At 64.0% G+C, this 25214-nt stretch carries 16 protein-coding genes; 14 read left to right on the top strand and 2 right to left on the bottom strand.

The genetic code is table 11. The features are described from left to right. Positions 1 to 19: 19 nt before the first annotated feature. The 7 genes from VVT58_RS06130 to VVT58_RS06100 are packed head-to-tail and all read left to right on the top strand — an operon-like array spanning position 20 to position 6751. Complete coding sequence (locus VVT58_RS06130; RefSeq protein ID WP_327752126.1) at positions 20 to 1231, top strand: pilus assembly protein CpaE; 1212 nt, start codon at positions 20 to 22, stop codon at positions 1229 to 1231. Then, positions 1231 to 2592 (top strand): CpaF family protein, encoded by a 1362-nt coding sequence (locus VVT58_RS06125; protein WP_066556187.1) that lies wholly within the window; start codon positions 1231 to 1233, stop codon positions 2590 to 2592. The genes VVT58_RS06130 and VVT58_RS06125 overlap by 1 nt, the downstream gene beginning before the upstream one ends. After that, the gene (locus tag VVT58_RS06120; protein WP_066556188.1) at positions 2592 to 3593 is read left to right on the top strand and encodes a type II secretion system F family protein; all 1002 of its coding nucleotides are present in this window, start codon (positions 2592 to 2594) and stop codon (positions 3591 to 3593) included. Before VVT58_RS06125 ends, VVT58_RS06120 begins: the two co-directional genes overlap by 1 nt. A 4-nt stretch (positions 3594 to 3597) precedes the next feature. Next, entirely contained in the window at positions 3598 to 4569 is a 972-nt protein-coding gene (locus VVT58_RS06115) for a type II secretion system F family protein (protein WP_066556191.1), read from the top strand. A gap of 21 nt (positions 4570 to 4590) precedes the next feature. Beyond that, the gene (locus VVT58_RS06110) at positions 4591 to 5406 is read left to right on the top strand and encodes a tetratricopeptide repeat protein (RefSeq protein WP_327752128.1); all 816 of its coding nucleotides are present in this window, start codon (positions 4591 to 4593) and stop codon (positions 5404 to 5406) included. Further along, positions 5403 to 6230 carry a tetratricopeptide repeat protein gene (locus VVT58_RS06105; protein ID WP_327752129.1) on the top strand — a complete coding sequence of 276 codons (828 nt, stop codon included), beginning with the start codon at positions 5403 to 5405 and terminating at the stop codon, positions 6228 to 6230. Before VVT58_RS06110 ends, VVT58_RS06105 begins: the two co-directional genes overlap by 4 nt. Beyond that, the gene (locus VVT58_RS06100; RefSeq protein WP_327752130.1) at positions 6227 to 6751 is read left to right on the top strand and encodes a prepilin peptidase; all 525 of its coding nucleotides are present in this window, start codon (positions 6227 to 6229) and stop codon (positions 6749 to 6751) included. Before VVT58_RS06105 ends, VVT58_RS06100 begins: the two co-directional genes overlap by 4 nt. 126 nt (positions 6752 to 6877) lie before the next feature. On the opposite strand, the gene VVT58_RS06095 is transcribed toward VVT58_RS06100, so the two are convergent. After that, complete coding sequence (locus VVT58_RS06095) at positions 6878 to 7537, bottom strand: response regulator transcription factor (protein WP_066556198.1); 660 nt, start codon at positions 7535 to 7537, stop codon at positions 6878 to 6880. Next, positions 7534 to 9219 carry a histidine kinase gene (locus VVT58_RS06090; RefSeq protein ID WP_327752131.1) on the bottom strand — a complete coding sequence of 562 codons (1686 nt, stop codon included), beginning with the start codon at positions 9217 to 9219 and terminating at the stop codon, positions 7534 to 7536. The genes VVT58_RS06095 and VVT58_RS06090 overlap by 4 nt, the downstream gene beginning before the upstream one ends. A gap of 210 nt (positions 9220 to 9429) precedes the next feature. On the opposite strand from VVT58_RS06090, the gene recO reads away from it, so the two are divergent. From recO to VVT58_RS06055, 7 genes are all read left to right on the top strand, one after another. Beyond that, positions 9430 to 10164 (top strand): DNA repair protein RecO, encoded by a 735-nt coding sequence (gene recO, locus VVT58_RS06085; RefSeq protein ID WP_327752132.1) that lies wholly within the window; start codon positions 9430 to 9432, stop codon positions 10162 to 10164. 169 nt (positions 10165 to 10333) lie between these two features. Continuing rightward, a complete protein-coding gene (gene leuB, locus VVT58_RS06080; RefSeq protein ID WP_327752133.1) occupies positions 10334 to 11380 on the top strand; it encodes a 3-isopropylmalate dehydrogenase in 1047 nt (348 codons plus the stop codon). Positions 11381 to 11404: 24 nt separating this feature from the next. Further along, a complete protein-coding gene (locus tag VVT58_RS06075) occupies positions 11405 to 12613 on the top strand; it encodes an aminotransferase class I/II-fold pyridoxal phosphate-dependent enzyme (protein ID WP_327752134.1) in 1209 nt (402 codons plus the stop codon). A 33-nt stretch (positions 12614 to 12646) separates the two neighbouring features. Beyond that, positions 12647 to 13045, top strand: coding sequence for a Co2+/Mg2+ efflux protein ApaG (gene apaG, locus VVT58_RS06070; RefSeq protein ID WP_176595413.1), 399 nt, complete (start codon positions 12647 to 12649; stop codon positions 13043 to 13045). Then, entirely contained in the window at positions 13042 to 13833 is a 792-nt protein-coding gene (locus VVT58_RS06065) for a LysR family transcriptional regulator (RefSeq protein ID WP_327752135.1), read from the top strand. The genes apaG and VVT58_RS06065 overlap by 4 nt, the downstream gene beginning before the upstream one ends. A gap of 203 nt (positions 13834 to 14036) precedes the next feature. Next, complete coding sequence (locus VVT58_RS06060) at positions 14037 to 14711, top strand: tetratricopeptide repeat protein (RefSeq protein ID WP_327752136.1); 675 nt, start codon at positions 14037 to 14039, stop codon at positions 14709 to 14711. A 783-nt stretch (positions 14712 to 15494) separates the two neighbouring features. Further along, positions 15495 to 25205, top strand: coding sequence for a VCBS domain-containing protein (locus VVT58_RS06055; RefSeq protein WP_327752137.1), 9711 nt, complete (start codon positions 15495 to 15497; stop codon positions 25203 to 25205). Positions 25206 to 25214 lie beyond the last annotated feature (9 nt).

Raw genomic sequence — 25214 nt, 5'->3', positions numbered from 1 at the left:
GGACAAGATCTTGGGCATCGTGACAAACACAGCGGAACCCGCCGAGAGCTGGACCCTCAATATCGGGGATGAGGGGCTTCACCTCATCCTGTCGGAGCAGGAGGTGCAGGCGTCCGACATATTGGGCGACCGGCTGACCGGCCAGTCGCTGACCCTCTCCATGCTGGCTGCCGCAGCACCCGTGCCGCAGCAACTCGCCGCCGACGCCAAGGCGATCATCATCGAGGTGCAGCCTGACAATGAAGCCTCCATGGTGCGGCTCGCGGGACTGCGGGCGGCGCATCCCAAGCTGATGCTGGTGGCGGCGGTGCGCGATGCGCAGATTGCGGTCGTGCGCGCCTTGCTGCGCAGCGGGATCAACGACGTCATCGAATTGCCGCTGCGCGCTCATGATCTCGCGGCGATCATGGACGATCTGAGGAGCCGCATCGCCGCGACCCGCCAGGATGAGGTCAGGACCGGCCAGCTCGTATCGATCATCAAGAGCGTCGGCGGCGTCGGCGCAACCACCATCGCGACGCAGGCCGCCAGCCTCCACGCCCGGTCCGTCAAGCAGAATGGCGCCGAAGTCTGTCTGTTCGACCTGGATATCCAGTTCGGCAATGCGGGCACCTTCCTGGGCATCTCCTCGCCGTTGACGCTGGCCGACCTTCTCAACGCGGGCAATCGCGTCGATAATGATCTGTTGCGGACCGTCACCCTCGAAACCTCCACCGGCCTGCGTCTGGTAATGGCTCCGCCGGAGATCATGCCGATCGAGGCGGTGAACGCCGATCAGATCTTCCGCATCGTGGAACTGGCGCAGCGCAATTTCGATACGGTCTATCTAGACCTGCCGGGCAACTGGACCAACTGGTCGATGTCGCTGGTGGCGCGCTCGCAGGTCGTGTTCCTGGTGTGCGAACTCACCATCGCCAGCTTGCGGCAGGCGCGGCGGCAGATTTCGCTGCTGCGCGATCAGGATATCGATCCTTCGCGCATCCATGTCATCGCCAATCGCGTGGAGAAGAAATTCTTCCGCGCCATTGGTCTGGAGGACGCGGCTGCGGCGCTGGATCATCCGGTGAAGCTGAGCATCGCCAATGATTTCCCGTTGGTCAGCTCTGCGCTCGATCAGGGCGTGCTGATCCAGGAATTGAAGGCGCGCAGCCGCATCTGCAAGGATTTGCAGGATATTGTCGATTGTTGCGTTCAGGCGGCCGAGGCCGAGCGTCAGGCGGAGAAAAGCTGATGTGGCAGATCCGAAAAGGGGAAGCCGGGCGGGGCGACCCGCGGGACGAAGTCGGACCGACCGAGACGGAGGTCGTCCACTGGGAAGAGGACCGGCATACCGACCTCAAGGTCGCTTTGCATCAGAAGCTGATCGACATCATCAACCTCTCCGCGCTGGAAACCATGTCGCGGGCGCAGGTCGAAGTCGAGGTCGGTGAAATCGTCCATGAACAATTGGCGCTTCAAAAACATGCGCTCAATCTGGAAGAGCGCCGACGGCTGGTGTCGGACATTTTGGACGAGCTGCTGGGCCTGGGTCCGCTAGAGCCGCTGCTGAAGGACCACAGCATCACCGACATATTGGTGAACGGTCACAAGGTCGTGTTCGTGGAGCGCAATGGCCGGCTGGTCGAAACCGCCACCCGGTTCAAGGATGAAAAGCATTTGCTGCGCATCATCCAGAAGATCGTGGCAGCGGTCGGCCGGCGGATCGATGAGGCTTCGCCCTTTGTCGACGCGCGCCTGGCCGATGGATCCCGCGTCAATGCGGTGGTGCCGCCGCTCGCGATCGACGGGTCGCTGCTTTCCATCCGCAAATTCGCCAAGATACCGATCAGCATGGCGCGGCTCACCGAATTGGGCAGCGTGCCCGCGCCTATGGCGCAGGTGCTTGCGGCCGTGGTGGAGGCGCGCCGCAATGTGCTGATCTCCGGTGGCACCGGCTCGGGCAAGACGACGCTGCTCAACGCCATGTCGGCTGCCATTGACGAGCATGAGCGTATCGTCACCATCGAGGATTCTGCCGAACTGCAATTGCAGCAGCGCCATGTCGCGCGGCTGGAAACCCGCCCCCCCAATATCGAGGGTCGCGGCGAAGTCACGCAGCGGGACTTGGTCAAGAACGCCCTGCGCATGCGGCCCGACCGCATCATCGTGGGCGAAGTTCGCGCCGGGGAGGCGTTCGACATGCTCCAGGCGATGAACACCGGCCATGACGGTTCCATGACCACTGTTCATGCCAATACCGCTCGCGACGCTTTGTCCCGCGTCGAGCAAATGATCGGCATGAGCGGCATCGAGATCTCGCCTCGGTCGGCACGGGCGCAGATCGCTTCGGCGCTGAACGTGGTGGTGCAGGTCGGGCGTCTGGCCGACGGTCGCCGCCGCTTGCTCAGCTTGTCGGAGATCACCGGCATGGAAGGGGAGGTCATCACCATGCAGGACATCTTCCGCTTCAAGATGACCGGACGCGATGAGAATAATATGGTGCGGGGCCATTTCGAGGCCACCGGCATCCGTCCCAAATTCATGAGTGAGCTGGCCGATCGGGGGATCAACCTGCCCGCCGAACTCTTCCGTCCCGATGCGGTGATACACTGATGAACACGCTCTATATCCGCGTCTTCGTCCTTATCCTGCTGTTCGCGGCGGTGATGCTGACGATCGAAGGTATTTCGAGCTGGCTGCGTGCGCGGGCGACGACCGATCGCGTCGTCAATCGGCGCTTGAAGATGATCGCCGCGGGCTTTGAACGCAGCACCGTCCTTTCCAAGCTGCGGCGCAGCGATGAAGCGCTCGGTTTCGACCGCTCCACCCTGCTTGGGCGGGCCGGGTTGGGGATCATGCGGGTGCTGCATGGCGCGGGGCTGACGTTCCCGGCGCGTACCGTGTTGATGGCGATGCTGATCGCGGCGGGCGTGTTGTTCCTGTTGGTGATGGTCGGCGGCATGGCGTCGGGCTATGCGTTGACGGCGGGTATGTTCGTGATGGCGGCGGCCTTTGCGGGCGCGCTTGGGATTGCCCTGCCGCTGATGGTGCTGACGCGGCTGGCCCAGCGGCGGCGCAAGAAGATGGAGGAGCAATTTCCGGTCGCGCTCGACACTTTCGTCCGGGGCTTGCGCGCGGGCCATCCAATCGCCGCCGCGCTCGAACTGCTGACCAAGGAAATGCGCGATCCCATCGGCAGCGAATTCGGCATCGTCGTCGATGAAGTCACCTATGGCGCCGACCTGCGCGACGCTCTCCAGCGAATGGCGGAGCGGTGGGATATGAACGAGATGCACATGTTCGTGATTTCCCTGTCGGTGCAGAGCGAGACGGGCGGCAACCTGGCCGAAATCCTCGAAAATCTCTCCGCAGTGATCCGCGAGCGGGCGAGCCTCTTCATGAAGGTGCGGGCGCTGAGTTCGGAAGGGCGGATGACCGCCGTGATGCTGACGGCATTGCCGATCCTGACCTTTTGCGGGCTGTTCCTGGTCAACCCGGCCTTTTATCTGGACGTCGCGCAGGACAGCATGTTCATCATCGGCTTCACTGGCCTTATTCTCCTCTACATCATCGGCTTCGTCACGATACGCCGCATGGTCGACCTGAAGGTATGATGCGATGCTGAATTCGGCGCTCATGATCCAGTTGCGGCCTGTCATTCTTGGCTTGTTGTTCTTCGCCATCGTCGCGCTGGTTTTCGGCCTGTCGGAGGTTGTCCTGCGCAATGCGCGGGTGCGCGGGCGGCTCGACCTGGTCGGGGAAGGCGGCAATGCCGCGCAAAATAGCAGCCAGACGCTCCGCGGCGAACGGAACAACGGCGAGTGGAAGAAGCTCATCGACCGGATCGAGAAGATGGGCATCTCGCTGGTCGACACCAATAATGACAGCCTGCGCCGGCGGCTGATCGCGGCGGGCTATGTCTCGCCGGATGCGCCGAAGCTCTTCACCTTTTTCCGGCTGGTGCTGACCTTTACCCTCCCAGGGATTTTCGTTCTGACGTCGCTTGGCAATCCCGAGCCGCCGACCCCGTTTACCCTCTATCTGGTCGCGTCGCTGCTCGCTGTGTCCGGGCTTTACATGCCGAACCTCTATATTTCGGCAAAGGCGTCCCGGCGACAGGAAGCGATCATCAACGGCTTTCCTGATGGACTTGATCTGATGTTGGTCTGCGTCGAAGCGGGTCTGGGTCTTGAGGCGGCGATGGACCGTGTCGGCCGGGAGCTGGCCGTATCGCATCCTCTGGTATCGGCGGCTTTGGGCAAGGTGGTGCTGGAATTGCGCGCCGGACGCAGCCGGCAGGACGCTCTGCGGCGCATGGCCGACGATGTTGACGTGGATGAGATTCGCTCTTTCGCGACGCTGCTGATCCAATCCGACCAACTGGGGTCGAGCGTCGGTCAGACGCTGCGCGTATATGCGTCGGAAATGCGCGAGAAGCGGCGGATGCGTGCGGAGGAAAAGGCGCATCGCCTGCCGGTGCTGTTGTCTGTACCGCTGGTCGCTTGCATGCTGCCAGTGATGATCGGGGTGCTGATGCTGCCCGCGATCGTCCGCGTGGTGCGGGATATCTTGCCGGTGATGAGCCATTAGGAATTGAGGGGAGGGGGGACCATGAACAAAGCTGTGATAGTAATCGCTCTCATCATTGCGACGACGGCGTGCAGTTCGGGGCAAAAGGGCGTCCTCTCGATCCGGCCCGTCAATCAGCAGTCGAGCGGCCCGGCGCAGGATGCGCTGGCGCGTGGCGACCTGCTGTTTTCGCGAGGGGAATATGCGCTGGCTCTGGACGCCTTTCGCCGGGCAGTGCGCAACGATCCGACGGATGCGCATGGCCTGAACGGCGTGGCGATCAGCTATGCGGCCATGGGGCGGCATGATCTGGCGCGTGAATTTTTCGAACTGGCTCTGGCGCGTGCGCCGCAGGATGCGCGCATTGCTCGCAATTTTGCTCGCAGCCTGTCGGCGCAGGGGCTGAAGGGGGAGGCTGACGCGCTGCTGGCGCAGGCGGGCGCGGGGACGGCTGGCATGGTCATGGCCATGCGACCGACATTGGCGCAACTGGCCTCCGCCGCTCCTGCCGCGCGACCGGCGCAACTGGCGGGAGTGGAACTGGAGCGCGTCTCGCTGGGGGAGGTGCGGTTGCGGACGATGGAGACGGCGCTTCCTGCCGAACGCGTCAAGCCGCAACTGACGACCCGGATCGTGACCGTGGCCGAGACGAAGGCGCAACGCGAACTGACGGCACCGATCATCACTGTCGTAAAAGCTGAAACGCAGGCGCTGCCAAAGCTCGCCGGGACGGCGGGTGAAGCTGCCGGTCCGGTCATGAATGAAAAAACGGCCAATGCGGAGGGTCGCGACGACCTGTTCGAACGGCTCTGGAAAAGCCTTATGCGCCCTGCCGGGCGGAAGGGCGCGCGGGGATGATCTGGGCGCTGCTTCTGTCGGCGGCCGTCCCTTCGGCTGGGGCGGTCCCCGCTCTGCCGCCTTCACCGCCGCTGGATTATGCCCGGCTGGTGGATGAGGCGATCGATGGCGGGCGGATCATCCAGGCAGATGCGATGCTGACCCAGTGGCGTGCGCATGCGCAGGACGGGGATCTTCAGCCGATCGAGATTGCGACTGCGCGCATGGCGCTGGAGAAGCGCCGCGATGAGGAGGCGGTGGCGCGCTTCTCTACGCTTGTCCAGGGTGGGCTCAAGGATTGCCGGGTGGATGAGGGCCAGGGGATAGCATTGTTGCGGCTTGGCCGGTCAAAGGAGGCGTTGGAGCCACTGCGCCGGGCCGTGGGGGTCTGCGCTGATCGCTGGCGGGCATGGAATGCGCTGGGCGTGGCTTATGATCAGGCGCAGTCCTGGGCGTTGAGTTCCGCCGCCTATGAGCGGGCGTTCCAATTGACGGACAAGCCGGCGCAGATTCTCAACAATTACGGCCTTTCGCTACTCAAGCAGGGCAAGCCGGACAAGGCGGCAGTGATCTTCGACAAAGCCCGCGAACAGGCGCCGGATGATGTGCGGATCGTCACCAATGGCGACACCGCCTATGTCATGTCGGGGCAGGAGATTCGCCGCCGTGCCGCCGACACGGCGGATGAATGGGGACGGCGGCTCAGCAATGCGGGACAGGTTGCGATGCGCATGGGCGACTTGCCCAAAGCCCAGGCTTATCTCAGCCGCGCCATGACGGAAGCGGACGGCTTCGTGCCGGAAGCGGCCGCCGCGCTCGCCACCATGGAGACCCCACGGCAATGATCAAGGATGTGGTTCTGCTGGCTGTTTCTCTCCTGTTGATCGCCGCGGCGGTCGAGGACATGGCGCGCCTGCGCATATCCAACATCTTTCCGTTGTTGGTCGTTGGCCTCTATGCCGTCTGGGTTGCGGTGACGGGTTGGGAAAATGATATCTGGCGCAACGGCACCGTCTTTCTGGCGGTGTTTGCGCTGGGCTGCGGCTTGTTTGCGATGGGCTGGATGGGCGGCGGCGACATCAAGCTGATGAGTGCCTGCGCCCTCTGGTTCGACTGGCAGGGGGGCGTTCCCTGGTTCGTCTACATCACCGTGGGTGGAGGCATATTGGCGCTGCTGATCATCGCCGGACGCCGGATGGTGCCGCAAAGCGTGCGGGAAGGTTCCTCGGTCGCGCTGTTCGCGCAAAAGGGACCGATACCCTATGGCGTGGCGATCGCGCTTGGCACGATCATGGCGCTGTATATGGTGGGGCCGAATCCCAGCGGGGTCGCGCGCTTGCCTGATTTCATTCAGGGGCTGCGCTGAAGCTTTCGGCGGTTACTCGCCAGAAGCGGACGTTTGATAATATCGTCATCCCAGCGTTGGCTATGCCGCCCTTCGGGTCGCTGGGATGACGGAAATGATGTCCGCCTTCCATCCCTTTTTGGGCTTTTACTGCTCCATCCCGACGGCAGGCATTTCGCTGTCCATCGTCATCATCATGATGATCAGCTCCGAGCGCGACTTGATGTTGAGCTTCTGGAAGATGCTGTGCAGGTGCACCTTCACCGTGCCCTCCGTCAGCCCGCAACGCCCGGCGATCTCCCGATTGCGCAGGCCCGCGCGGATCAGGCCGGCAATTTCCAGTTCGCGATCCGTCAGCACGGCGAGCACATTGGTGTCATTGGCGGGCGCGGAAATGCTGTGCACCAAGGCCTGTTCCATGACGAAAGGCGCGATGCTCTTGTTGCCGCCCATGACCTGCTGAATGCAGGACAGCAGGTCGTTGGGGTCGCTGTCCTTCAGCACGACGCCGTCGACGCCCAGCTTGATCGCTTCCAGCGTCTGTTCCGGACGGATATGCACGGTCATGAAGATGACCGGCACCGTGCTGCCGCTGCCCCGGATGGCGGAAAGGATCGCCAGGCCGCCGCCGCTCTTCATGCTGACGTCCAGGATCAGCAGGTCCGGCTCGCCCGCCTGCATCCGTTCCAGCGCCTCTTCCACCGAGCGGGCGCAGAACAAGATGTCATGGCCGTGGGAATTCAGGAACTGCGCCATGCCATCCAGGAAGATCGGATGATCGTCGACTATCGCAATCTGGGCCATCATATCGGAGACCTTGGTAAAGAGGAGGGTAACCTGATCGAAATAAGTGAATTCATGCTTAAGTTATGAAAGTACGCCGTTCCGCCGATCTTGCCCAGTCGCTTCATGATCGACTGCGACTGGAGTTCGAAATCCCCGGTATAGCTTTCTTTGGCGATGGCCTGTGGTCCTGGATTATCCTTCAACGCGATCAATATTTCATCGTCGACCTGGGCGATCGAGACAGTGATGTGGCGGGCATGGGCATGTTTGACGGCGTTGGCGGCTGCTTCGCGGATCAGATATTCGACTTCCGCCGCCGTTTCGGCCGATACGGTCATGGAGCGCTCGACCAGGTTCAGGCGGCAGTCGATCGCCCATTGCAGCGCGATGAAGCGGCAGCAGCGTTCCACCTCCCGACCCAGGTCGACATCGCTTTCCGCTGGAACCGGACTTTGCTGGCTGAGCAGGCGGCGCAAATGGGCCTGTTCGGCCGTCACCAACTCTTCTATCGACTTGAGTTCCGCCAATTTGTCGGGAATGCCGGCATCGGACATGCCGTGGATCGTGGTCACGAGCCGGACGCGCAGCGCCGCCAGCGTTTGCAGCACGCTGTCGTGCAGATCGCGGCTCAGCGCCTGACGCGCTTCGGCAAAGGTCCGCTGGCGCCAGGCGAGGAAGAAGAAATGCCGCTCAAGGAAAAGGTCGATTCCTTCCTGTATGCGCAGGCACCGCAGCAGCACGGCGGGCGACCAGCCATGGCTTGTCCCGATGAATAGCCGCCCGCGCAGTTCGCCGGCCTGGACGTGGAAACTTACGCCCTGGCCGGGGCCGAACACGTCCGATATGGTTTCGGTCAGGTCCGCCGCGCGCTCGTTGCGCAATATGCCGAGGCGGCTGCGCAGCAGCAGCCGGGGCGATTGGGTGGAATAGAGGAAGGGCGCTTCCCGCGGCGTCACGTTCGACAGGCCGTCTATCTGCTTTTGCGGCAGGAGGAGATGGCGCACGCCCTCCGCATCGGCCAATTCGCAATGGACGGCGGTATCGTCCGTCATTTCCCAGACGAACGCGCAATAGCGGGAATTCATCAACTGGGAGACTTGCTCCACCAGAAATTGCGCCAGCGATTTCTGGAAGGAGAGGCCGACGCCCTGGAGCCGCTCAGTCCAGCTTATCAACCGCTGCTCCAGGATATTCATGCTCAACATGGATGCCGCGATGACGCAGCCGATGACGATGGTCAGGCTGTCGATGGCGCGATCCACCGCCGGTACATGCCGCGCCGAAGCCCATGCTTCATAATAGCCGCGCGCGATGAAGGCGACCACCAGGCAGAGCCCCAAAATGACAAGAGCCCCGCGGCCGAACCTGTCGGATGCTGACCATGCGACGAAGAACAGGCATCCCAGCGCCGCGATCTGCAAGGGTTCGCACAGCACGATGATCGTCAGGAAGATGATCAGGTCGAATATCAGGAAAACGGGACGCAGCAGCAGCCCCAGCGGCGGCGTCAACGAATTTTGGGCGATGCTGATCGCCGTCCATGTCCAGACGGCTGCCTTCAGCAGCAACGCCGTATGGGCGAAATCCGGCTCATTGTTGAACATGGCAGCGATCTGCCAGGTCGAGGCAGCCGCAAAGGCGACGCGGGATATGGCAAAACCCAGCGTCGGTGAACGTCCCAGCCAAAGCACCAGGTGGTCCATCGCGGACGATGACGCCAAGGGCATGTGATACATGGCGAAATTTGTCCCCCGACAAGTCCCCGGCGATAATTGTGGGCATGACCTGATGGAAAAGCAACTTATATCGAAAGGCAGAAGACTGCGAAACCGCGATTCTGCACGATTTCGGGACAATATGATCCATGCAGGGCGCGGATGGCGCGGCGGGCCATTGGCCGATATGAAGGCGGCATGGCGACGCTGATCACCCCGGCCCTTGTCTGCGCCCTGCGGCCCCATGGCGAACATGGAGCGATCGCGCGGCTGTTGACGCCCGATCATGGCCTGCTTCCCGGCTATGTGCGGGGCGGGCGCTCGCGTCAGATGCGTCCCGTCCTGCTGCCGGGCAATGCCGTCAAGGCCGAGTTTCGCGCCAGGACGGAGGAGCAGTTGGCCGGGCTGACCGTCGAACTGGACCATAGCCGCGCGCCCCTGTTGGCGGAACCGTTGCCGGCGGCGGCGATCGACTGGGCCTGCGCGCTGACGGCGGTCGCCTTGCCGGAAGGAACGCCCTATCCGGCGCTTTACCAGGCGCTGGACGGCGTGCTGGGCGCGGTGGAGGCGGCGCCTGCTGCAAGAGGCTGGGCGGTGGCGCTGATCCGCTATGAATTGTTGATGTTGGCCGAGTTGGGTTTCGGACTGGACCTGACCCGCTGCGCCGCGATGGGCGGCAATGACGATCTGGCCTATGTCAGCCCGCGCAGCGCGGCGGCGGTCAGCCGCGCGGGCGCCGCCGGTTATGAGGACCGGCTGCTGCCCTTGCCCGCTTTTCTGCTGGAGGGCGGGGCAGGGGATTGGCCTGCCATATTGGACGGCCTGCGGTTGACCGGCTTCTTTCTCGAACGGTCCGTACTCACGGATTGGCGGATCGATGTGCTCGCCGCGCGGGAGCGCTTGGTGGACAGGCTGAAAAGAGCGGTTGCCTGAATTTTAGCGGTTGGTGTTCCTGCGAAGGCAGGAACCCAGCTGAGACGTTGGAACTGGGTTCCTGCCTTCGTAGGAACACGCCGCGCCTCCTTCTCCCCCCTCGCCTAAACGCTTGCGCTGGCGGCGGCGGCTTCATAAGGGGCGGCGACGCGTTTGTAGGAGGTGCCCCATGTTGATCGCCCTGTTCCCCGGAGACGGTATCGGTCCCGAGATCGTCGCGCAGGCGAAGCGCGTACTGGATGCGCTGGCGATCCCCGGCATCACCTATGAGGAAGGCCTGGTGGGCGGCGCGGCCTATAAGGCGGTCGGCCATCCGTTGCCGCCGGAAACGCTGGACCTCGCCAAGCGCGCCGACGCGATCCTCTTCGGCGCGGTGGGCGATCCGGATTGCGACTCGCTGGAGCGGCATCTGCGCCCTGAGCAGGCGATATTGGGTCTGCGCAAGGAACTGGGCCTCTTCTCCAACCTGCGCCCGGCCAAGGTCTTCCCCGAACTGGCCGATGCCTCCGCGCTCAAGAAGGAGGTGGCAAGCGCCATCGACCTGTTGATCGTGCGCGAAACCAATGGCGACGTCTATTTCGGTGAGAAGGGCATGCGCAAGACGCCCGAAGGCCTGCGCGAAGGCTATGACATCATGTCCTATAATGAGGAGCAGGTGCGCAAGATCGCCCATAGCGGTTTCCAGGCGGCCCGCGCGCGCCGGGGCAAGCTCTGTTCCGTGGACAAGGCCAATGTGCTGGAGACGAGCCAGCTCTGGCGCGATGTCGTGATCGAGGTGTCGGCGGACTATCCCGATGTCGCCTTGAGCCATATGTATGTCGACAATGCCGCGATGCAGCTCGTGCGCAATCCGGGCCAGTTCGACGTGATCGTCACCGGCAATATGTTTGGGGACATCCTCTCCGATCAGGCGAGCATGTGCGTCGGCTCCATCGGCATGTTGGCTTCGGCCACGCTCAACGACAGCAATCAGGGCCTGTATGAGCCGATCCACGGCTCCGCGCCCGATATTGCCGGGCAGGGCAAGGCCAATCCGCTCGCAACGGTCCTGTCGGCGGGAATGATGCTGCGCTACTCGCTGAACTTGGCCGATCAGGCCGACCGCATCGAAGCCGCCGTCGCCAAGGCGCTCGCCAATGGCGCGCGCAGCTTCGATCTGGGCGGCACGATGAGCACGGTCGAAATGGGCGATGCCGTGCTGGCGGCGCTGGTCTGAATATGGGGGTCTGAGGGTAAGCAAATGAAGCGCAAGAGCGGGCAGAACCCCGAAATCACCAAGCACTGGCGTCCCGCCACTCTGGCGGTGCGCGGCGGCAGTGCGCGCAGCGAATGGGGGGAAACCTCCGAAGCGTTGTTTCTGACCAGCGGTTATAGCTACGACCGGGCGGAAGACGCCGCGATGCGCTTCGCGGGCGAGCAGCAGGGCATGACCTATTCCCGCCTCCAGAACCCCACGGTGGAGATGCTGGAACAGCGCATCGCTTTGCTGGAAGGCGCCGAAGCCTGTCGCGCGACCGCGACCGGCATGGCGGCGATGACGGCGGCCTTGCTCTGCCAGCTTTCGGTGGGGGACCATGTGGTCGCGGGCAAGGCGCTGTTCGGTTCCTGCCGCTGGCTGACCGACACGTTGCTGCCCAAGTTCGGGATCGAGGCGACCACCGTCGACGCGACCGACAATGCGGCATGGGAAGCGGCGATCCGCCCCAACACCAAGGTCTTCTTCTTCGAGACGCCCGCCAACCCGACCATGGATGTGGCGGACCTCGCTGCGATCTGCGGCATTGCGAAGGCGCATGGCATCGTCAGCGTCGTCGACAATGCCTTTGCGACGCCCGCGCTCCAGCGGCCGATGGAATTCGGGGCGGACGTGGTGGCCTATAGCGCGACCAAGATGATGGACGGGCAGGGCCGCGTTCTGGCGGGCGCGATCTGCGGCACTGAAGATTTCATCATCAACACGCTGCTGCCGTTCCACCGCAACACCGGACCGACGCTCAGCGCCTTCAACGCCTGGGTGGTGCTGAAGGGTCTGGAGACGCTCGACCTACGTATCCGCCGCCAGAGCGAGAATGCGCTCAAGGTTGCGAAATTCCTCGAAGGCCGGGTGGCGAAGGTTCTTTATCCGGGCCTCGAAAGCCATCCGCAGCACGCCCTCGCCATGAAACAGATGGAGATGGCCGGTCCTATCTTCTCGCTCTATGTCGGCGGCGGCCGGGCGGAGGCGCACGGCCTGCTCAACGGTCTCGAACTGGTCGACATCAGCAACAATATCGGTGACTCGCGCTCGCTGATGACGCATCCGGCCTCCACCACCCATTATGGCATGGCGGAAGCGGCGCGGCTGGAGGTCGGCATCACCGAGGATATGCTGCGCCTCAATGTCGGCCTGGAAGACCCGGACGATGTGATCGAGGATCTCGATCGCGCGTTGAAGTCGATAGGCCGTTGACGGAACAGGGGGGAAAGGCGCATTTCTTACCCTGTGAACGCACTTTTCCCCTTCCACGCGACCACGCGTGACGTCAACGTCCATGTGGCCGTCACCTTCTTGCCCGAACAGTCGGAGCCGGACCGGGGCCGATGGTTCTGGGCCTATCATATCCGCATAGAGAATGACGGGGATCAGCCGATCCAACTGCTGACCCGTCACTGGATCATCACCGATGGGCGGGGCACGCAGCATCGGGTCGATGGAGACGGCGTTGTAGGGGAACAGCCAGTGGTGCAGCCGGGCAAGAGCTACGACTATGTGTCGGGCTGCCCGCTCAACACGCCGACGGGTTCGATGAAGGGCCATTATCATATGATCGGCGCCAGCGGCGAGACGTTCGACATCGCCATCCCCCATTTCGCGCTGATCGCGCCGGCGGTGGCTGAATGAAGCGTACCCATTTGCCGTTGAACGGCCTGCGCGTGCTGGATGCGGCGGCGCGGCACCTGTCCTTCACCCGCGCGGCCGATGAACTCGCCGTGACCCCTGCTGCCGTGGGCCAGCAGATTCGCGCCCTGGAAGATCTGCTGGGCGTCGTGCTGTTCCGCCGCACGCCCAAGGGGTTGGAACTGACCCCTGAAACCGAGGCGGGTCTCGCCGCCCTGCGCGCCGGTTTCCTGGAGTTTGAGGAGGCGGTGCGGGCCATGCAGGCGGGCCAGTCCAGTTCCTCGCTCACCATCGCGGCGCCGCGCGACCTCACCGCCAAATGGCTCCAGCCGCGCCTCGCGGGCTATGCGGCCAGCCAGCCCGACCTCAAATTCGCGCTGGTCGCGGCGGACGAGACGCTGGACTTCACCGAAGCCAATCTCGACCTTGCCCTGCGCCTTGCCGAAGGGCCGGGCGAGAATGAAGGCATCAAGCTGGGCGAAGCGTCCTTCGTCACCGTCGAAGCAGCCGGGGGCGGCCCCGACCACCGTATCGAATGGCCTGGCTGTCCCAAGGGAGATGCGCCCGCGACGATCCGCGTTGCCGATGCGGGGCTGGCGATCGAAGCGGCGGCCAACGGCTTCGGCCATGCCTGCGTGCCCTTTTTGCTGGCGCAGGCGGATATAGCCGCAGGACGGGTCCGGCAGGTCGGTGATCCGGCGCCTTCGCCGCTGGCCTATTGGCTGATCGCGCCGCTGCCGCAATGGCGGCAGAAGAAGGTCAAGGCTCTGGTCGAGGCGCTGACCGGGTAATCGGTCCGCGCTTGCACTTTCTTAAGACTGTTGGGCGTAGAGCGTTTTCGAAGCAGATGGTATCATCTGCTGGCTTGGAAAACGCGTCAAATCAAAAGACTAGAGCATTCGAGCCGATGCAATCGGATCGGAATCTGCTCTAACATCCATCGGCAAGGGATTGTGTAGGGAGAGTGGCCTTGGGCGGCGGCAAGAGGGTCTGGATGATGCGGGGCGCTTTGCTGCTCTGCCTTGCGGCGCCGTTGCAGGCGCAGGCGCCCTATGTGCCGGACATTACCGAAGCGCGGGAAAAGGAATGGCGCAAGCTGGTGGCGGCATCCCAGGCGGCCTATGCCTTGGGCAAGCCCGCAGACGGCATCGATCCGGCGCGCAAGGGTTTGGCGCTGGCCGATGAACTGTTCGGCGCGGATGATCCCCGCACGCTGATTTCCGCCAACGACCTGGCGTTGCAACTGGATTCGACCGGACATTATCGGGAGGCGGAGAGCCTGTACCGGCGCGTCTTCGACAGCTATTTGCGGACGCGGGGGGAGGATGATCCCAATACCCAGCTTGCCGTGGAAAATCTGGTCGATTTCTACATGGCGCGCAAACGCTATGACGCGGCGGGGCCGCTGGCCGATTATGCGCTGCGCAGTTTTCGGCGGACCACCGGCTCGGGCAGCACGCGCAGCCAGCGGATGGAACAGATCGTCGCCGCCATATCGCAGCCTGCTGCCGCCCCATCGGCGTCTGCGGAATCCGCAGCCACCAAGGGCGCGACAATGGATAGCGCCGATCCGGCAGCAACGCCCGTGCCGGAACTGGCGCCCCATGTGGATAATGTGGAAAAAACACCTGCAACGGCAATGGAATCGATAGACGAAAAGCGTCCATGAGCACCGATATGCTTGCATTTTCGTCACATCGTCTTGAAAATTAACCTTGGATATAAGTCATCGGGTTAATTGTTAAAAATACCGCACCCGCTATTCCTGATTCTCATCGGAGGGGGGTTGATTTTCCATAGCTTATCGCCAGTCACAGGCCGACTGGACGAAGCCGGGGAAAGGAAAACACGGCTCCGTAAAGATAAGCCTATGGGTCGCAATTCGGGCGGGCGGCTGGCTGTATAAGCCGGTCGCCCGTTTCCATATCCGCTCGAGCGGAATTTCGGGCTGATCGACCGGCGCCGATGCGCCTTTCGCATAATTTTCGAAGCCAAACCGCACACAGCTTCCGGAAGAGCCAGAAGGCAATCGACTCGTCCGAGTCGCATATGTCGTAAGCCTTGTTTGTTAACCAAACCCAAGTTCAGCATAGGCTGAAGGATATGCATGGCTGATAAAAACTATATCTTTCGTAATAGACCTTAAGTTATTTTTCAGTCCCTATCGCATTAAAATGGTTAACAAAACTGGAATCTGCGTGACTCATTTCGCACGGCGGCGAATAAGGTCAGCCATCGGGTCAGTAAAAACACAAAAGCAGATGGTTAATCCGGGGCGGCAGTCGACTTTGGCAAAGAGTCCTGCCGGCGGGAGAACGTTGACTAGGGGCAATAGCTGATCCGCTGATTGCCGCAATGTCGGGGAAGGCGCCAGGTCCGTATGCACCATGCATTCGGAGCGAGGCCTTCTGCGCGCTCCCTCCATGCCCCATGGCGACAGGTGGGATGGACAATGGATTTCGAGCGCGACTGGAACAGCAAAGACACCGCCGACCATCAGCAGGCCCTTCATCCTGAAGCGGCTGCTCTGGCCGCAAAGGGCAAGGCGGTCCATCCCGGCAAGATGCATCATGCGGACGTCGTTCGGACGGTCGCTCCCAATCCCGACGGCACCGTCGTGCTGCCCGCCGGAACCGACATCAACCAGATCGAGGTTTCCGGACGCAATCTGATCGTCCACTTGCCCGACGGCACCGACATGGTGATCCTGGACGGCGCGGTGGTCATGCCTCGCCTGGTCGTGGGCGATGTCGAAATTCCGTCGGTCAACCTGGCCGCCCTGCTGATCGGGGAAGAGCCCCAGCCTGCCGCGGGTCCGCCGCGCAGCTCCGGCGGCAATTTCCTCGGTCCGGACGGCAATGTAGGCGATCCTCATGGTCTGGGCGATCTGCTGCCGCCCACCGAATTGCTGTTCCCTCAGCCCGAAACGCGGGAAATCCTGCCGATCGCGCCCGATGAAGAGCCGGAAGTCACCATCATCACGCCCGATCAGCCCACCGGCGCCACCGCCGCGACTGCTGGCGTGAGCGAGGCAGGCCTCCCTGCGCGCGGCAATGAACCGGCCGGTTCGGCGGCTGCCAGCGACAGCGAGCGCACCACGGGCACGATCGCCATCACCGCCAATGACGGCCTGGCCGGCGTGACCATCAATGGCGTTGCGATCACGACGGTCGGTCAGACGGTCGTGACGCCGCTCGGCGTGCTGACCATTACTTCGATCGCGCAAGACGCCATCGGCTACAACTATGTGCTGAGCGACAATGTCGTTGGCGCGCCGCCCGCCGAAATCTTCACCGTTGTCGTCACCGACAATGACGGCGATCAGGCGAGCGCGACGCTGACCATCTCCATCGCGGACGATGCGCCTACCGCCGTCAACGACGTCGACAGCGTGACCGAAGACGGCCCGCTGGTCGCCGACGGCAACGTCCTGACCGGCAGCGGCGGCAGCGACGCCAACGCCACCGACGGCGTTGCCGATGTGCAGGGCGCCGACGGGGCCGTCGTGTCGACCACCGGCACCTTTCAGGGGACTTACGGCACGCTGACGCTGACCGCGTCGGGCGGCTACAGCTATACGCTCGCCAACGGCAATGCGGCGGTGCAGTTCCTGGTGCCCGGCCAGACGCTGACCGACAGCTTCAGCTATACGATCACCGATGCCGATGGCGACACCTCCACGGCGACGCTGACCATCACCATCAACGGCGCGGACGATGGCATCACCATCACCGGCCTCAACGGCGCACCGGGGATCGAGGGCGCGGAAGTTGTCCTGCTGGAAAACGACCTGGCGGACGGCAGCTCGCCCGACGCGGCGGGCCTCACCAAGACCGGCTCCTTCGGCGTCAGCGGTGCTGACGGCCTGTCGGGCGTCACGGTCGGCGGCGTGTCGGTGCTGGCCAATGGCGCATTCGTCGCCGGGCAAGTGGTGACGACGCCGGTCGGCACACTGACCATCACCGGCTTCACCGCGACCGCCACGCAGGGCGGCGTGCCGACGGCCGGGACCTTTACCTACAGCTTCGTGCTGACCGACAACAGCCTGGGCCACAGCGGCGCAGGCGTGGACAGCATCCTGCAGAGCTTCGCCGTGGTGGCGACCGACCGCAACGGGTCGACCGCCAATGCCACGGTCGACGTGCAGATCGTCGATGACGTGCCGACCGCCAACAATGATGTCGATGGCGTCGCGGCTGGCACCTATGGCCCGGAAACCGGCAATGTCATCACCGGGGCGGGCACCGTCTCCGGCGCGGCGGGCGCCGACGTCAAGGGCGCGGACGGCGCCGTGGTGGCGACCACCGGCACCTTCGAGGGCGCCTATGGCACGCTGACGCTGAACGCCGACGGCAGCTACAGCTATGTCCGCGCGGCCGGAACGCCGGGCGGCGTGAGCGACAGCTTCAGCTACACGCTGCGCGACGGCGATGGTGATCTGTCCACCGCCACGTTGCGGATCGATATCGCCAATAGCGACGTCATGATCATCTCCATCCCGAAGGTGGGTGAGGGCACGATCGTCGACGAATCCGGCCTGACCGACCCGGTGGGCTCCAATGCGGGCAGCGGCGTCGACACGACGGACGGCACGATCACCTACACCGCGCCTGATGGTCCGGCGAGCGTCACCATCAACAATATCCCGATCACCGGGATCGGGCAGGAGATCGTCACCGACAAGGGCATTTTGACGATCACCGGCATCAGCGAAGGCAGCATCGATTATAGCTACACCCTGACCACCAACACGACCGGCGACAATGTGACCGACAGCTTCGTGGTCACTGTCACCGACGTCGACGGCGACCAGGCGACCGACACGCTGACCATCACCATCATCGACGACGTGCCGACCGCCACCAATGACGCGGATTCGGTTCGCGAGGATGGTCCGCTGGTGGCTGACGGCAATGTCATCGCCGGTTCGGGCGGCGGCGACGCCAACGCAACGGACGGCAATGCCGACGTGCAGGGCGCCGACGGCGCGCATGTCACCGGCATCGTCTTTGGCGAGACGGCTGGAACCGTCGGCGCGCCGCTGGCCGGGCTGTACGGATCGCTCTTGATCCAGGCGGACGGCAGCTATGCCTATACGCTGAACAATGAAAATGGCGTGGTCCAGGGTCTGGACAAGAACCAGACGCTGACCGAAACATTCACCTACACGCTGACCGATGGCGACGGCGATCCGTCCAGCGCGACGATCACCATCACCATCCAGGGAAGCGACGATGGCGTGACCATCAACGGTCTGGACGGCGAGGGCGCTGAGGAAACCGTCCTCGAAAATGATCTGCCGGGGGGTAGCTCGGAAGATGCGGCGGCGCTGACGCAGACGGGCAACTTCACTTTGTCCGCGCTGGACGGCGTGGCGGCGATCACGGTCGGCGGGCAGCCGATCTTCGGCGCGAGCGGCTTCATCAGCGGCGTCACCCTGTCCAACGCCTATGGCACGCTCAGCATCACCGGCTTCACGCCGACCGTGGGCGCGGATGGCGATGTGATCGGTGGGACGGTCAGCTACAGCTATGTCCTCAACGACAATACGCTGCTGCACACCGGCGCGAACGATGGCAGCCTGACCGACAGCTTTGCGGTCGTCGTCACCGACACCGATGGGTCGACCGATAGCGCCAGCCTGGATATCCGCGTGGTCGACGACGTGCCGACGGCAGTGGACGACAGCGCGGGCCAGCTCACGGAAAATGCGGCGGTTACGATCGACGTCTTCGCCAATGACGTAGCCGGGGCCGACGGCGTCAACCTCGCCAGCGGGGTAGCTCTGGAAACCGGCGCGGCCAAGGGCACCGTCGTCTATCAGGGCAATGGCGTATTCCTCTACACGCCCAATGCGGGCGCGGAGGGCAGCGACAGCTTCACCTACACCATCACCGACGGCGACGGCGACAAGTCGACCGCCACGGTGACGATCAATCTGCTCCAGGACTCGACGCCGACCGTCAGCGCAACCGACATGACCGTGTCCGAAGCTGGCCTGCCCGGCGGCACGCAGGAGGACGGGAACAGCGAGACCGCAACCGGCTCCATGACCATCGCGACCGGCGGCGATACGCTGACCAAGGTCGAGGTGCAGGACAAGAACGGCGCCTGGATCGACGTGACGGCGGCCAATGCGGGAACGCCGGTGGTCGTCGCTGGCGCGGCGGGCATGCTGACCGTGACCTCCGATGGGGCGGGCCATTACAGCTACAGCTACACGCTGGCGGTCAACGATCCGACCCATCCCGACAATAACCCGCTGGATGGTGACGGCATCAGCGGCGCGGCCGATCCCAAGGCGGGCGACGCCTTCGCCGTGCGCGTGACCGACAGCGACGGCGATCTCTCGCCGGCCGATACGATCAATGTCACCGTGCTGGACGACGCGCCGATCGCGGCGCCCGACAGCGGTTCCGTGACCGAAGGCGACTCGCTGGTCGTCACGGCTGGCGACGGCGTGCTCCACAATGACCAGCCGGGCGCGGACGGCTATGCGCCGGGCGTGGTCGGCGTGGCCAAGGGCAGCGACGCAAGCGCGCCGGTCAGCGGCGACGTCGGCACGGCGGTCGCGGGCGATTACGGCACGCTGACCCTCTTTGCCGACGGCAGCTATCGCTATGATGCGACGCCCAACGTCATCTCCGCCGACAAGCAGGATGTGTTCGTCTACACGATCCGCGATGCGGACGGCGATCTGGCGACGACGACGCTGACCATCAATGTCGCCAATGTCGCGCTGGCGGCGGACAATCAGACGAAGACGGTCTTTGAGGCGGCGCTGGACACCAGCATCACCGGCGACGACATCGCCGCTGGCAGCGTCACCGGCAGCACGCCGGGTCAGCCGACGGAGACGACGACGGGCCAGCTCAATGTCGTGGGCGCAGTCAGCTACACGCTGACCGGCCCGGCGACCGGCAGCCATGGCCAGCTTTTGCTCAACAGCGACGGCAGCTACACCTATACGCTGACCTCGCCGGTCGACGGCCCGACGGCCAATGACGGCGCCCTGCCGCTGGCGGGTGTGGAGGTCTTCACCTATCAGGCGGTCGACGGCTCCGGCAATATCGCCAACGGCACCATCACCATCGACGTGGTGGACGATATTCCGACGGCGGTGGACGACGTCGCCCAGACCGTGGCGGAGGACGGCGCCAATATCGGCGGCAATGTCCTGACCAACGACACGCAGGGGGCGGATGGCGCCATCCTGACCTCGGTCACGATCGGCGGCGTCACGACGGCGGTCAACGCCGAGGGTACGACCAATGTGAACACGGCCTACGGCGCCTACACCTTCACGGCGGCGGGGGCGTGGACCTTCAACCCGTCGACCAATCTCAATAATGCGAACGGGGTCAGCGCGGGCTTCTCCTATGTCATCACCGATGGCGACGGGGACCAGTCGACCGCCGTGCAGCCGATCACCGTCACGGACGGCGCGGAACCCGGCGCGAGCGGCCCGATCACCCTGGCGCTGGACGACCAGAATCTGGCGGGCGGCACCAGCTCCGGCAATCCGGACTCGACCAGCGGCACCATCACCTTCACGCCCGGTTCGGACGCCATCACCTCGATCGTCTTCGGTGGCATTGGCGGCCTGACCGGCGACCTGACCTGGCTGCGGGTGTCCGACACCAAGATCACCGGTTCGGACGAGCGCGGCGTCGTCGTAACGCTGGACCTGTCGGTCGTCGGCAATGTCGCGACCGTGACCGCCACGCTCAACGACAATTATGACACGCATCCGGGCGTCAATGTGGACGATCTGGTCGCGCTCGGCTCCGTGCAGGTGATCGCGCAGGATACCGATGGCGACACCGCCACCGGCACCGTCTCGGTTACCGTGTCCGACGACCTGCCGGTAGTCAGCGCCAATCCGGTCGTGCAACTGGATGACGACGCGCTGGGCGGCAATCCGAACGGCACGGGCGACGATGCGAACAGCGTCAACGCCACCGGCACGCTGGGGCATGACTATCGCGCGGACGGCGCGGGCGGCATCACTCTGCTCGCCACCGGCGCGCCGGTCGGCTTCACCTATGAAAGCAACGGTACCGTGCTGCAGGTGAAGCAGGGCAGCACGACCGTGTTGACCGTGACGCTGACCGATCCGGTCGCCGGCACCTATTCGGTGGCGCAGAATGCCGCGATCGTCCACCCGCTTGGCAGTGACGAGAACAATGTCAGCTTCGACATCGCCTATCGGGTCACGGACGCCGACAATGATACGGCCACCGGCACGCTGACGATCAATGTCGACGACGACACGCCGGTCGCGGCCGACGATACCGACGTCGTCAAGGAAGACGTCACGCTGACGGCCAGCGGCAATGTGCTGACCGGCGCGGGCAGCGACGGCAATCCGGCAGGCGCGGACTCGCTGGGCGCCGACGGTTCGGCGGCGGGCGGCGCGGTGACGGCGGTGACCGGCGGTTCCATCGGCGGCAACGCGATCGGCAGCTATGGCACGCTCGTCCTCAATGCCTCGGGCGGCTATACCTATACGCTGAACAATGGCTTGGCGGCGGTCCAGCATCTGGACGACGGCCAGACGCTGACGGACAGCTTCACCTATACGATCACGGACGGCGACGGCGACAGCACGACTGCCGTGCTGCGCATTACCATCCAAGGCACCAATGACGCGCCGCAGGTCGGCAGCGGCATCGCGGTCGTCTCGGAAGAGGGGCTGACCGGCGCCAATGCCGACACCGCACCCGGCCTGCCGAACGACACCACCAATGCGACGGTGGCGACCGGCACGATCACCGCGAGCGACGTGGACGGCGACGGCATCAGCATGACGCTGGGCAATCCGGGCGCGGTGCTGACCGCCGACGGCCTGCCTGTCACCTGGAGCGGCGTCGGCACGCAGACGCTGACCGGTTCGGTCGGTGTGGTGCCGGTGATCACCATCACCATCACCAACGGCGGCGCCTATACGGTGACGCTGCTCCAGTCGGTCGATCATAGCGGCATCAATGTCGAGGATCTGAAGAATTTCTCGGTCCCCGTGAACGTCAGCGACGGCACCGCCACGGTCGCCACCAGCATCGCCGTCACGATCGAGGATGACAGCCCGATCGCCGTCGACGACAATGTCACGACGATCGAAAAGGCATTGGCATCCACCGGCAATGTGCTGACCAACGACCATGTCGGCGCGGACACGCCGGGAGCCGTGGTGTCGATCGGCGGTAACGCCATCGCGCTGGGCGGCAGCCAGACGATCGTCGGCGCCCATGGCACGTTGCAGCTATTCTCCGACGGCAGCTACATCTACACGCCCAAGGCATCGGTTCCTTCGGGATCGTTCGACAGCTTCACCTATGTCATGCGCGATGCCGACAGTGATACGGCCAGCGCGACGCTGAAGTTCACTTTCGCAGGTGACGCGAACAAGCCGACGGCGGATAACACCGCCGCCAAGCTGGACGATGACGGCCTGACCGGCGGCAACGCGGCCAGCACGACCGGCGACGTCGACGCCAATGTGGGCGACAACGGCTTGGCCGGTCCCAGCGAGGCCAGCTATAGCGGCACCTTGCCCTTCACCTTCGGCGCGGACGGCGGCGGCAGCGTGACCTTCGCCAATCTGAACGGTACGACCGGCACGGTGGGAACCGATACGGTATCCTATAGCTGGAACGGCACGACCAACATACTGACCGCGACCATCACGACGGTTGGCGGCCGTGGTACGCCGCTGTTCCAGGTTGCCGTCGATCCGACCACCGGCGCCTATACGGCGACATTGCTCGACAATATACTGCACGCGGCGGGCGGGAATGAGAATGACGCCTCGGTCAGCCTCAACTTCCTCGTCACCGACAGCGATTATAACGCAACGACCAACCCGACATCCTCGGCCGTTGGACAGCTCAACATCTCGTTCAACGACGACATGCCCAGCGCCTTCACGCCAGCGGCTGGATCGGTGGCGAACAATGATAGCCCGGCGACATCCTTCAATCTCAACTTCGCCAGCGTGGCGGGCGCTGACGGCGTCGGCAATGCGCTGTTCAACATCACCGATGGCACGCTTGCCAAGGATACGGGCGGTGCGACGCTGCGGTTCAACGGCGAAGACCTGTTCATTTTCGGCAACGGCACCAATGTGTTGACGGCGAAGACCGCGGATGGCGATATCGGCTATACGATGACGCTGCAGCCCGGAACGGACAAATATGTGTTCGACCTCTACGGCACGATCACCAACGGCAGCGAAATTTCGATCAGCAGCTTCAGCTCCGCGAAGGCAGGCAATACCGATTATCGCGGCCTTGGGGTCGATACCACCGATGCCATCGATGTGCTGTTCTCCGGGCGCAGCGCGTCGGGCGCGCGGGGGTCGGTCAATACCGACAGCGACTCGATCGGCGTGGACAACCAGTCGGTCAATCCTGACGAGGGGGTTCGCATCGACTTGGTGAAGACGCTGACCAGCAGCGCGGGCACGACCACGGGCTTCGCCTATGCCGATCATCAGAGCGTCATCAGCTTCGAGCAGAATATCGCTCAGGTCGGTGGCAATCCCAACAATACGGTGTCGATCAAGGTCACGGCCATCGATGCCGACAACGACCAGGATCTGGGCTTCTCGTCCGCGACGCCAGAGACAGGCGAAAGCTTCGTCCCGATCGCAAAGGTGATCGTGACCGATGTGAGCACGGGGAATATCTACACCTTCACCGGCACAGGCTCGCAGGGCAGCATCGGCGTGACATTCGCTTCGGGCAGCGTCACCATCTCTGGCCTGCAGGTGAACGACAAATATGAGATTGTCGGAACCAAGGGCTTCGATGCAGTGCTGGTGGAAGCGCCGCACGTCAACAACCCCTTCGATCTTGGCGTGTTCTCGGTCGAGACGCTGAACAGCGGCGCCCCGATCAACATCAACCACGCCATCGTCGCTTCGGATGCCGACGGCGATAGCGTCAACAGCTCGGTCAGCGTGACGCTGACTCCGGTCGCCGTTCCTCCGGTCGCCATCGATCTCGACGGGGACGGGCTGGAGTTTGTCGGCCTGTCGAGCGGCGTGACCCATGATTATGGTCATGGCGAGGTTGCGACGGCCTGGATGTCTTCCGATGACGGCCTGCTCGCCCATGCGACGGGTGGCAGCTATGACATCGTCTTTGCCGACGACGCGCCCGGCGCGGCGAGCGACCTGGACGGCCTGCGCCTTGCCTATGACGGCAATGGCGACGGCGTGTTCGATGCCAAGGATGCGGCATTCGCTGAATTCGGCGTGTGGCAGGACGCGAACGGCAATGGCGTGGTGGATGCGGGCGAATTCAAGTCGCTCACCGATGCCGGGATCGCCGCGATCGAACTCAACGCCGACGGCAAGAGCTACACCGCCGCCAATGGCGACGTCACCGTGCTGGGCGAAGCGAGCTTCGTCCGCACCGACGGCACCAAGGGCACGATTGGCGACGTGCTGTTTGCGACCGGCGCCAAGGAAAGCGACGCCAGCAAGACGGAGAGCACGGCTAGCGGCTTCAACCAGGCGCTGGTAGCGGCCAGCCTGGTCGCGGTGGCGGGCGCAACCGCAACCACCACTGAGGAGCAGCCCGCGTCGACCACGACCGATAACGCCGCGCCGGTCACGGAAACCGCGCCGGCCGCCACGGTCACGGCCGAGCCGACCACGACGCAGGAAGACTCGTCGACCAAGATCGCGGCAACAGACGACAAGGCGACGCATGAGCAGCCCGCCGCGCCGGCCAGCCATGGCGGCGAGGAAACTGCGCCCGAGCATGCCACCCTGTCCGGCGGCGGCGATGCGCATGCCGCGGCAACCGAAACGGCTGAGGCATCTCAGCCCGATCTGGGCGGTCATCAGGGTCTGTTGGCGCAGTCGATCGACCTGCCGCCTGCCTTTGACGGCAATGCGGCGGCGGTTCTGGCGGCCCAGCAGGCGGCTCCGGCAGCGAATGCGGCGGAGGTCGTGAAGGAGGCGCTGGGCGCCCATGACGTGCCGAATATCGATGCGTTGCTGGCCGCCCTGCCGGGTGGCGAGCATGTCGCCGCGCCCTTCCTCCTCAACCCGGTAGCGGGCGAGGCGGTGGACAGCGGGCATCTGGCAGCGGCCACCGCCATCTTTGACGCGGCGATGGTGGCGCATGAAGCGATGGCGGTCGCCCATGGCTGATTTTGGGGC

Source organism: Sphingobium sp. SJ10-10 (assembly GCF_036038995.2).
In the GTDB taxonomy this organism is placed as follows: Bacteria; Pseudomonadota; Alphaproteobacteria; order Sphingomonadales; family Sphingomonadaceae; genus Sphingobium.
Note: the sequence above shows the minus strand (reverse complement) of the source record. Positions and strands in the feature narration are given on the sequence as shown.

Coding starts and splice junctions, on each gene's coding strand:
- VVT58_RS06125 (WP_066556187.1), top strand. CDS start 1,231: ATGTGGCAGATCCGAAAAGGGGAAGCCGGGCGGGGCGACCCGCGGGAC.
- VVT58_RS06120 (WP_066556188.1), top strand. CDS start 2,592: ATGAACACGCTCTATATCCGCGTCTTCGTCCTTATCCTGCTGTTCGCG.
- VVT58_RS06115 (WP_066556191.1), top strand. CDS start 3,598: ATGCTGAATTCGGCGCTCATGATCCAGTTGCGGCCTGTCATTCTTGGC.
- VVT58_RS06110 (WP_327752128.1), top strand. CDS start 4,591: ATGAACAAAGCTGTGATAGTAATCGCTCTCATCATTGCGACGACGGCG.
- VVT58_RS06105 (WP_327752129.1), top strand. CDS start 5,403: ATGATCTGGGCGCTGCTTCTGTCGGCGGCCGTCCCTTCGGCTGGGGCG.
- VVT58_RS06100 (WP_327752130.1), top strand. CDS start 6,227: ATGATCAAGGATGTGGTTCTGCTGGCTGTTTCTCTCCTGTTGATCGCC.
- VVT58_RS06095 (WP_066556198.1), bottom strand. CDS start 7,537: ATGATGGCCCAGATTGCGATAGTCGACGATCATCCGATCTTCCTGGAT.
- VVT58_RS06090 (WP_327752131.1), bottom strand. CDS start 9,219: ATGGACCACCTGGTGCTTTGGCTGGGACGTTCACCGACGCTGGGTTTT.
- recO (WP_327752132.1), top strand. CDS start 9,430: ATGGCGACGCTGATCACCCCGGCCCTTGTCTGCGCCCTGCGGCCCCAT.
- leuB (WP_327752133.1), top strand. CDS start 10,334: ATGTTGATCGCCCTGTTCCCCGGAGACGGTATCGGTCCCGAGATCGTC.
- VVT58_RS06075 (WP_327752134.1), top strand. CDS start 11,405: ATGAAGCGCAAGAGCGGGCAGAACCCCGAAATCACCAAGCACTGGCGT.
- VVT58_RS06065 (WP_327752135.1), top strand. CDS start 13,042: ATGAAGCGTACCCATTTGCCGTTGAACGGCCTGCGCGTGCTGGATGCG.
- VVT58_RS06060 (WP_327752136.1), top strand. CDS start 14,037: ATGATGCGGGGCGCTTTGCTGCTCTGCCTTGCGGCGCCGTTGCAGGCG.
- VVT58_RS06055 (WP_327752137.1), top strand. CDS start 15,495: ATGGATTTCGAGCGCGACTGGAACAGCAAAGACACCGCCGACCATCAG.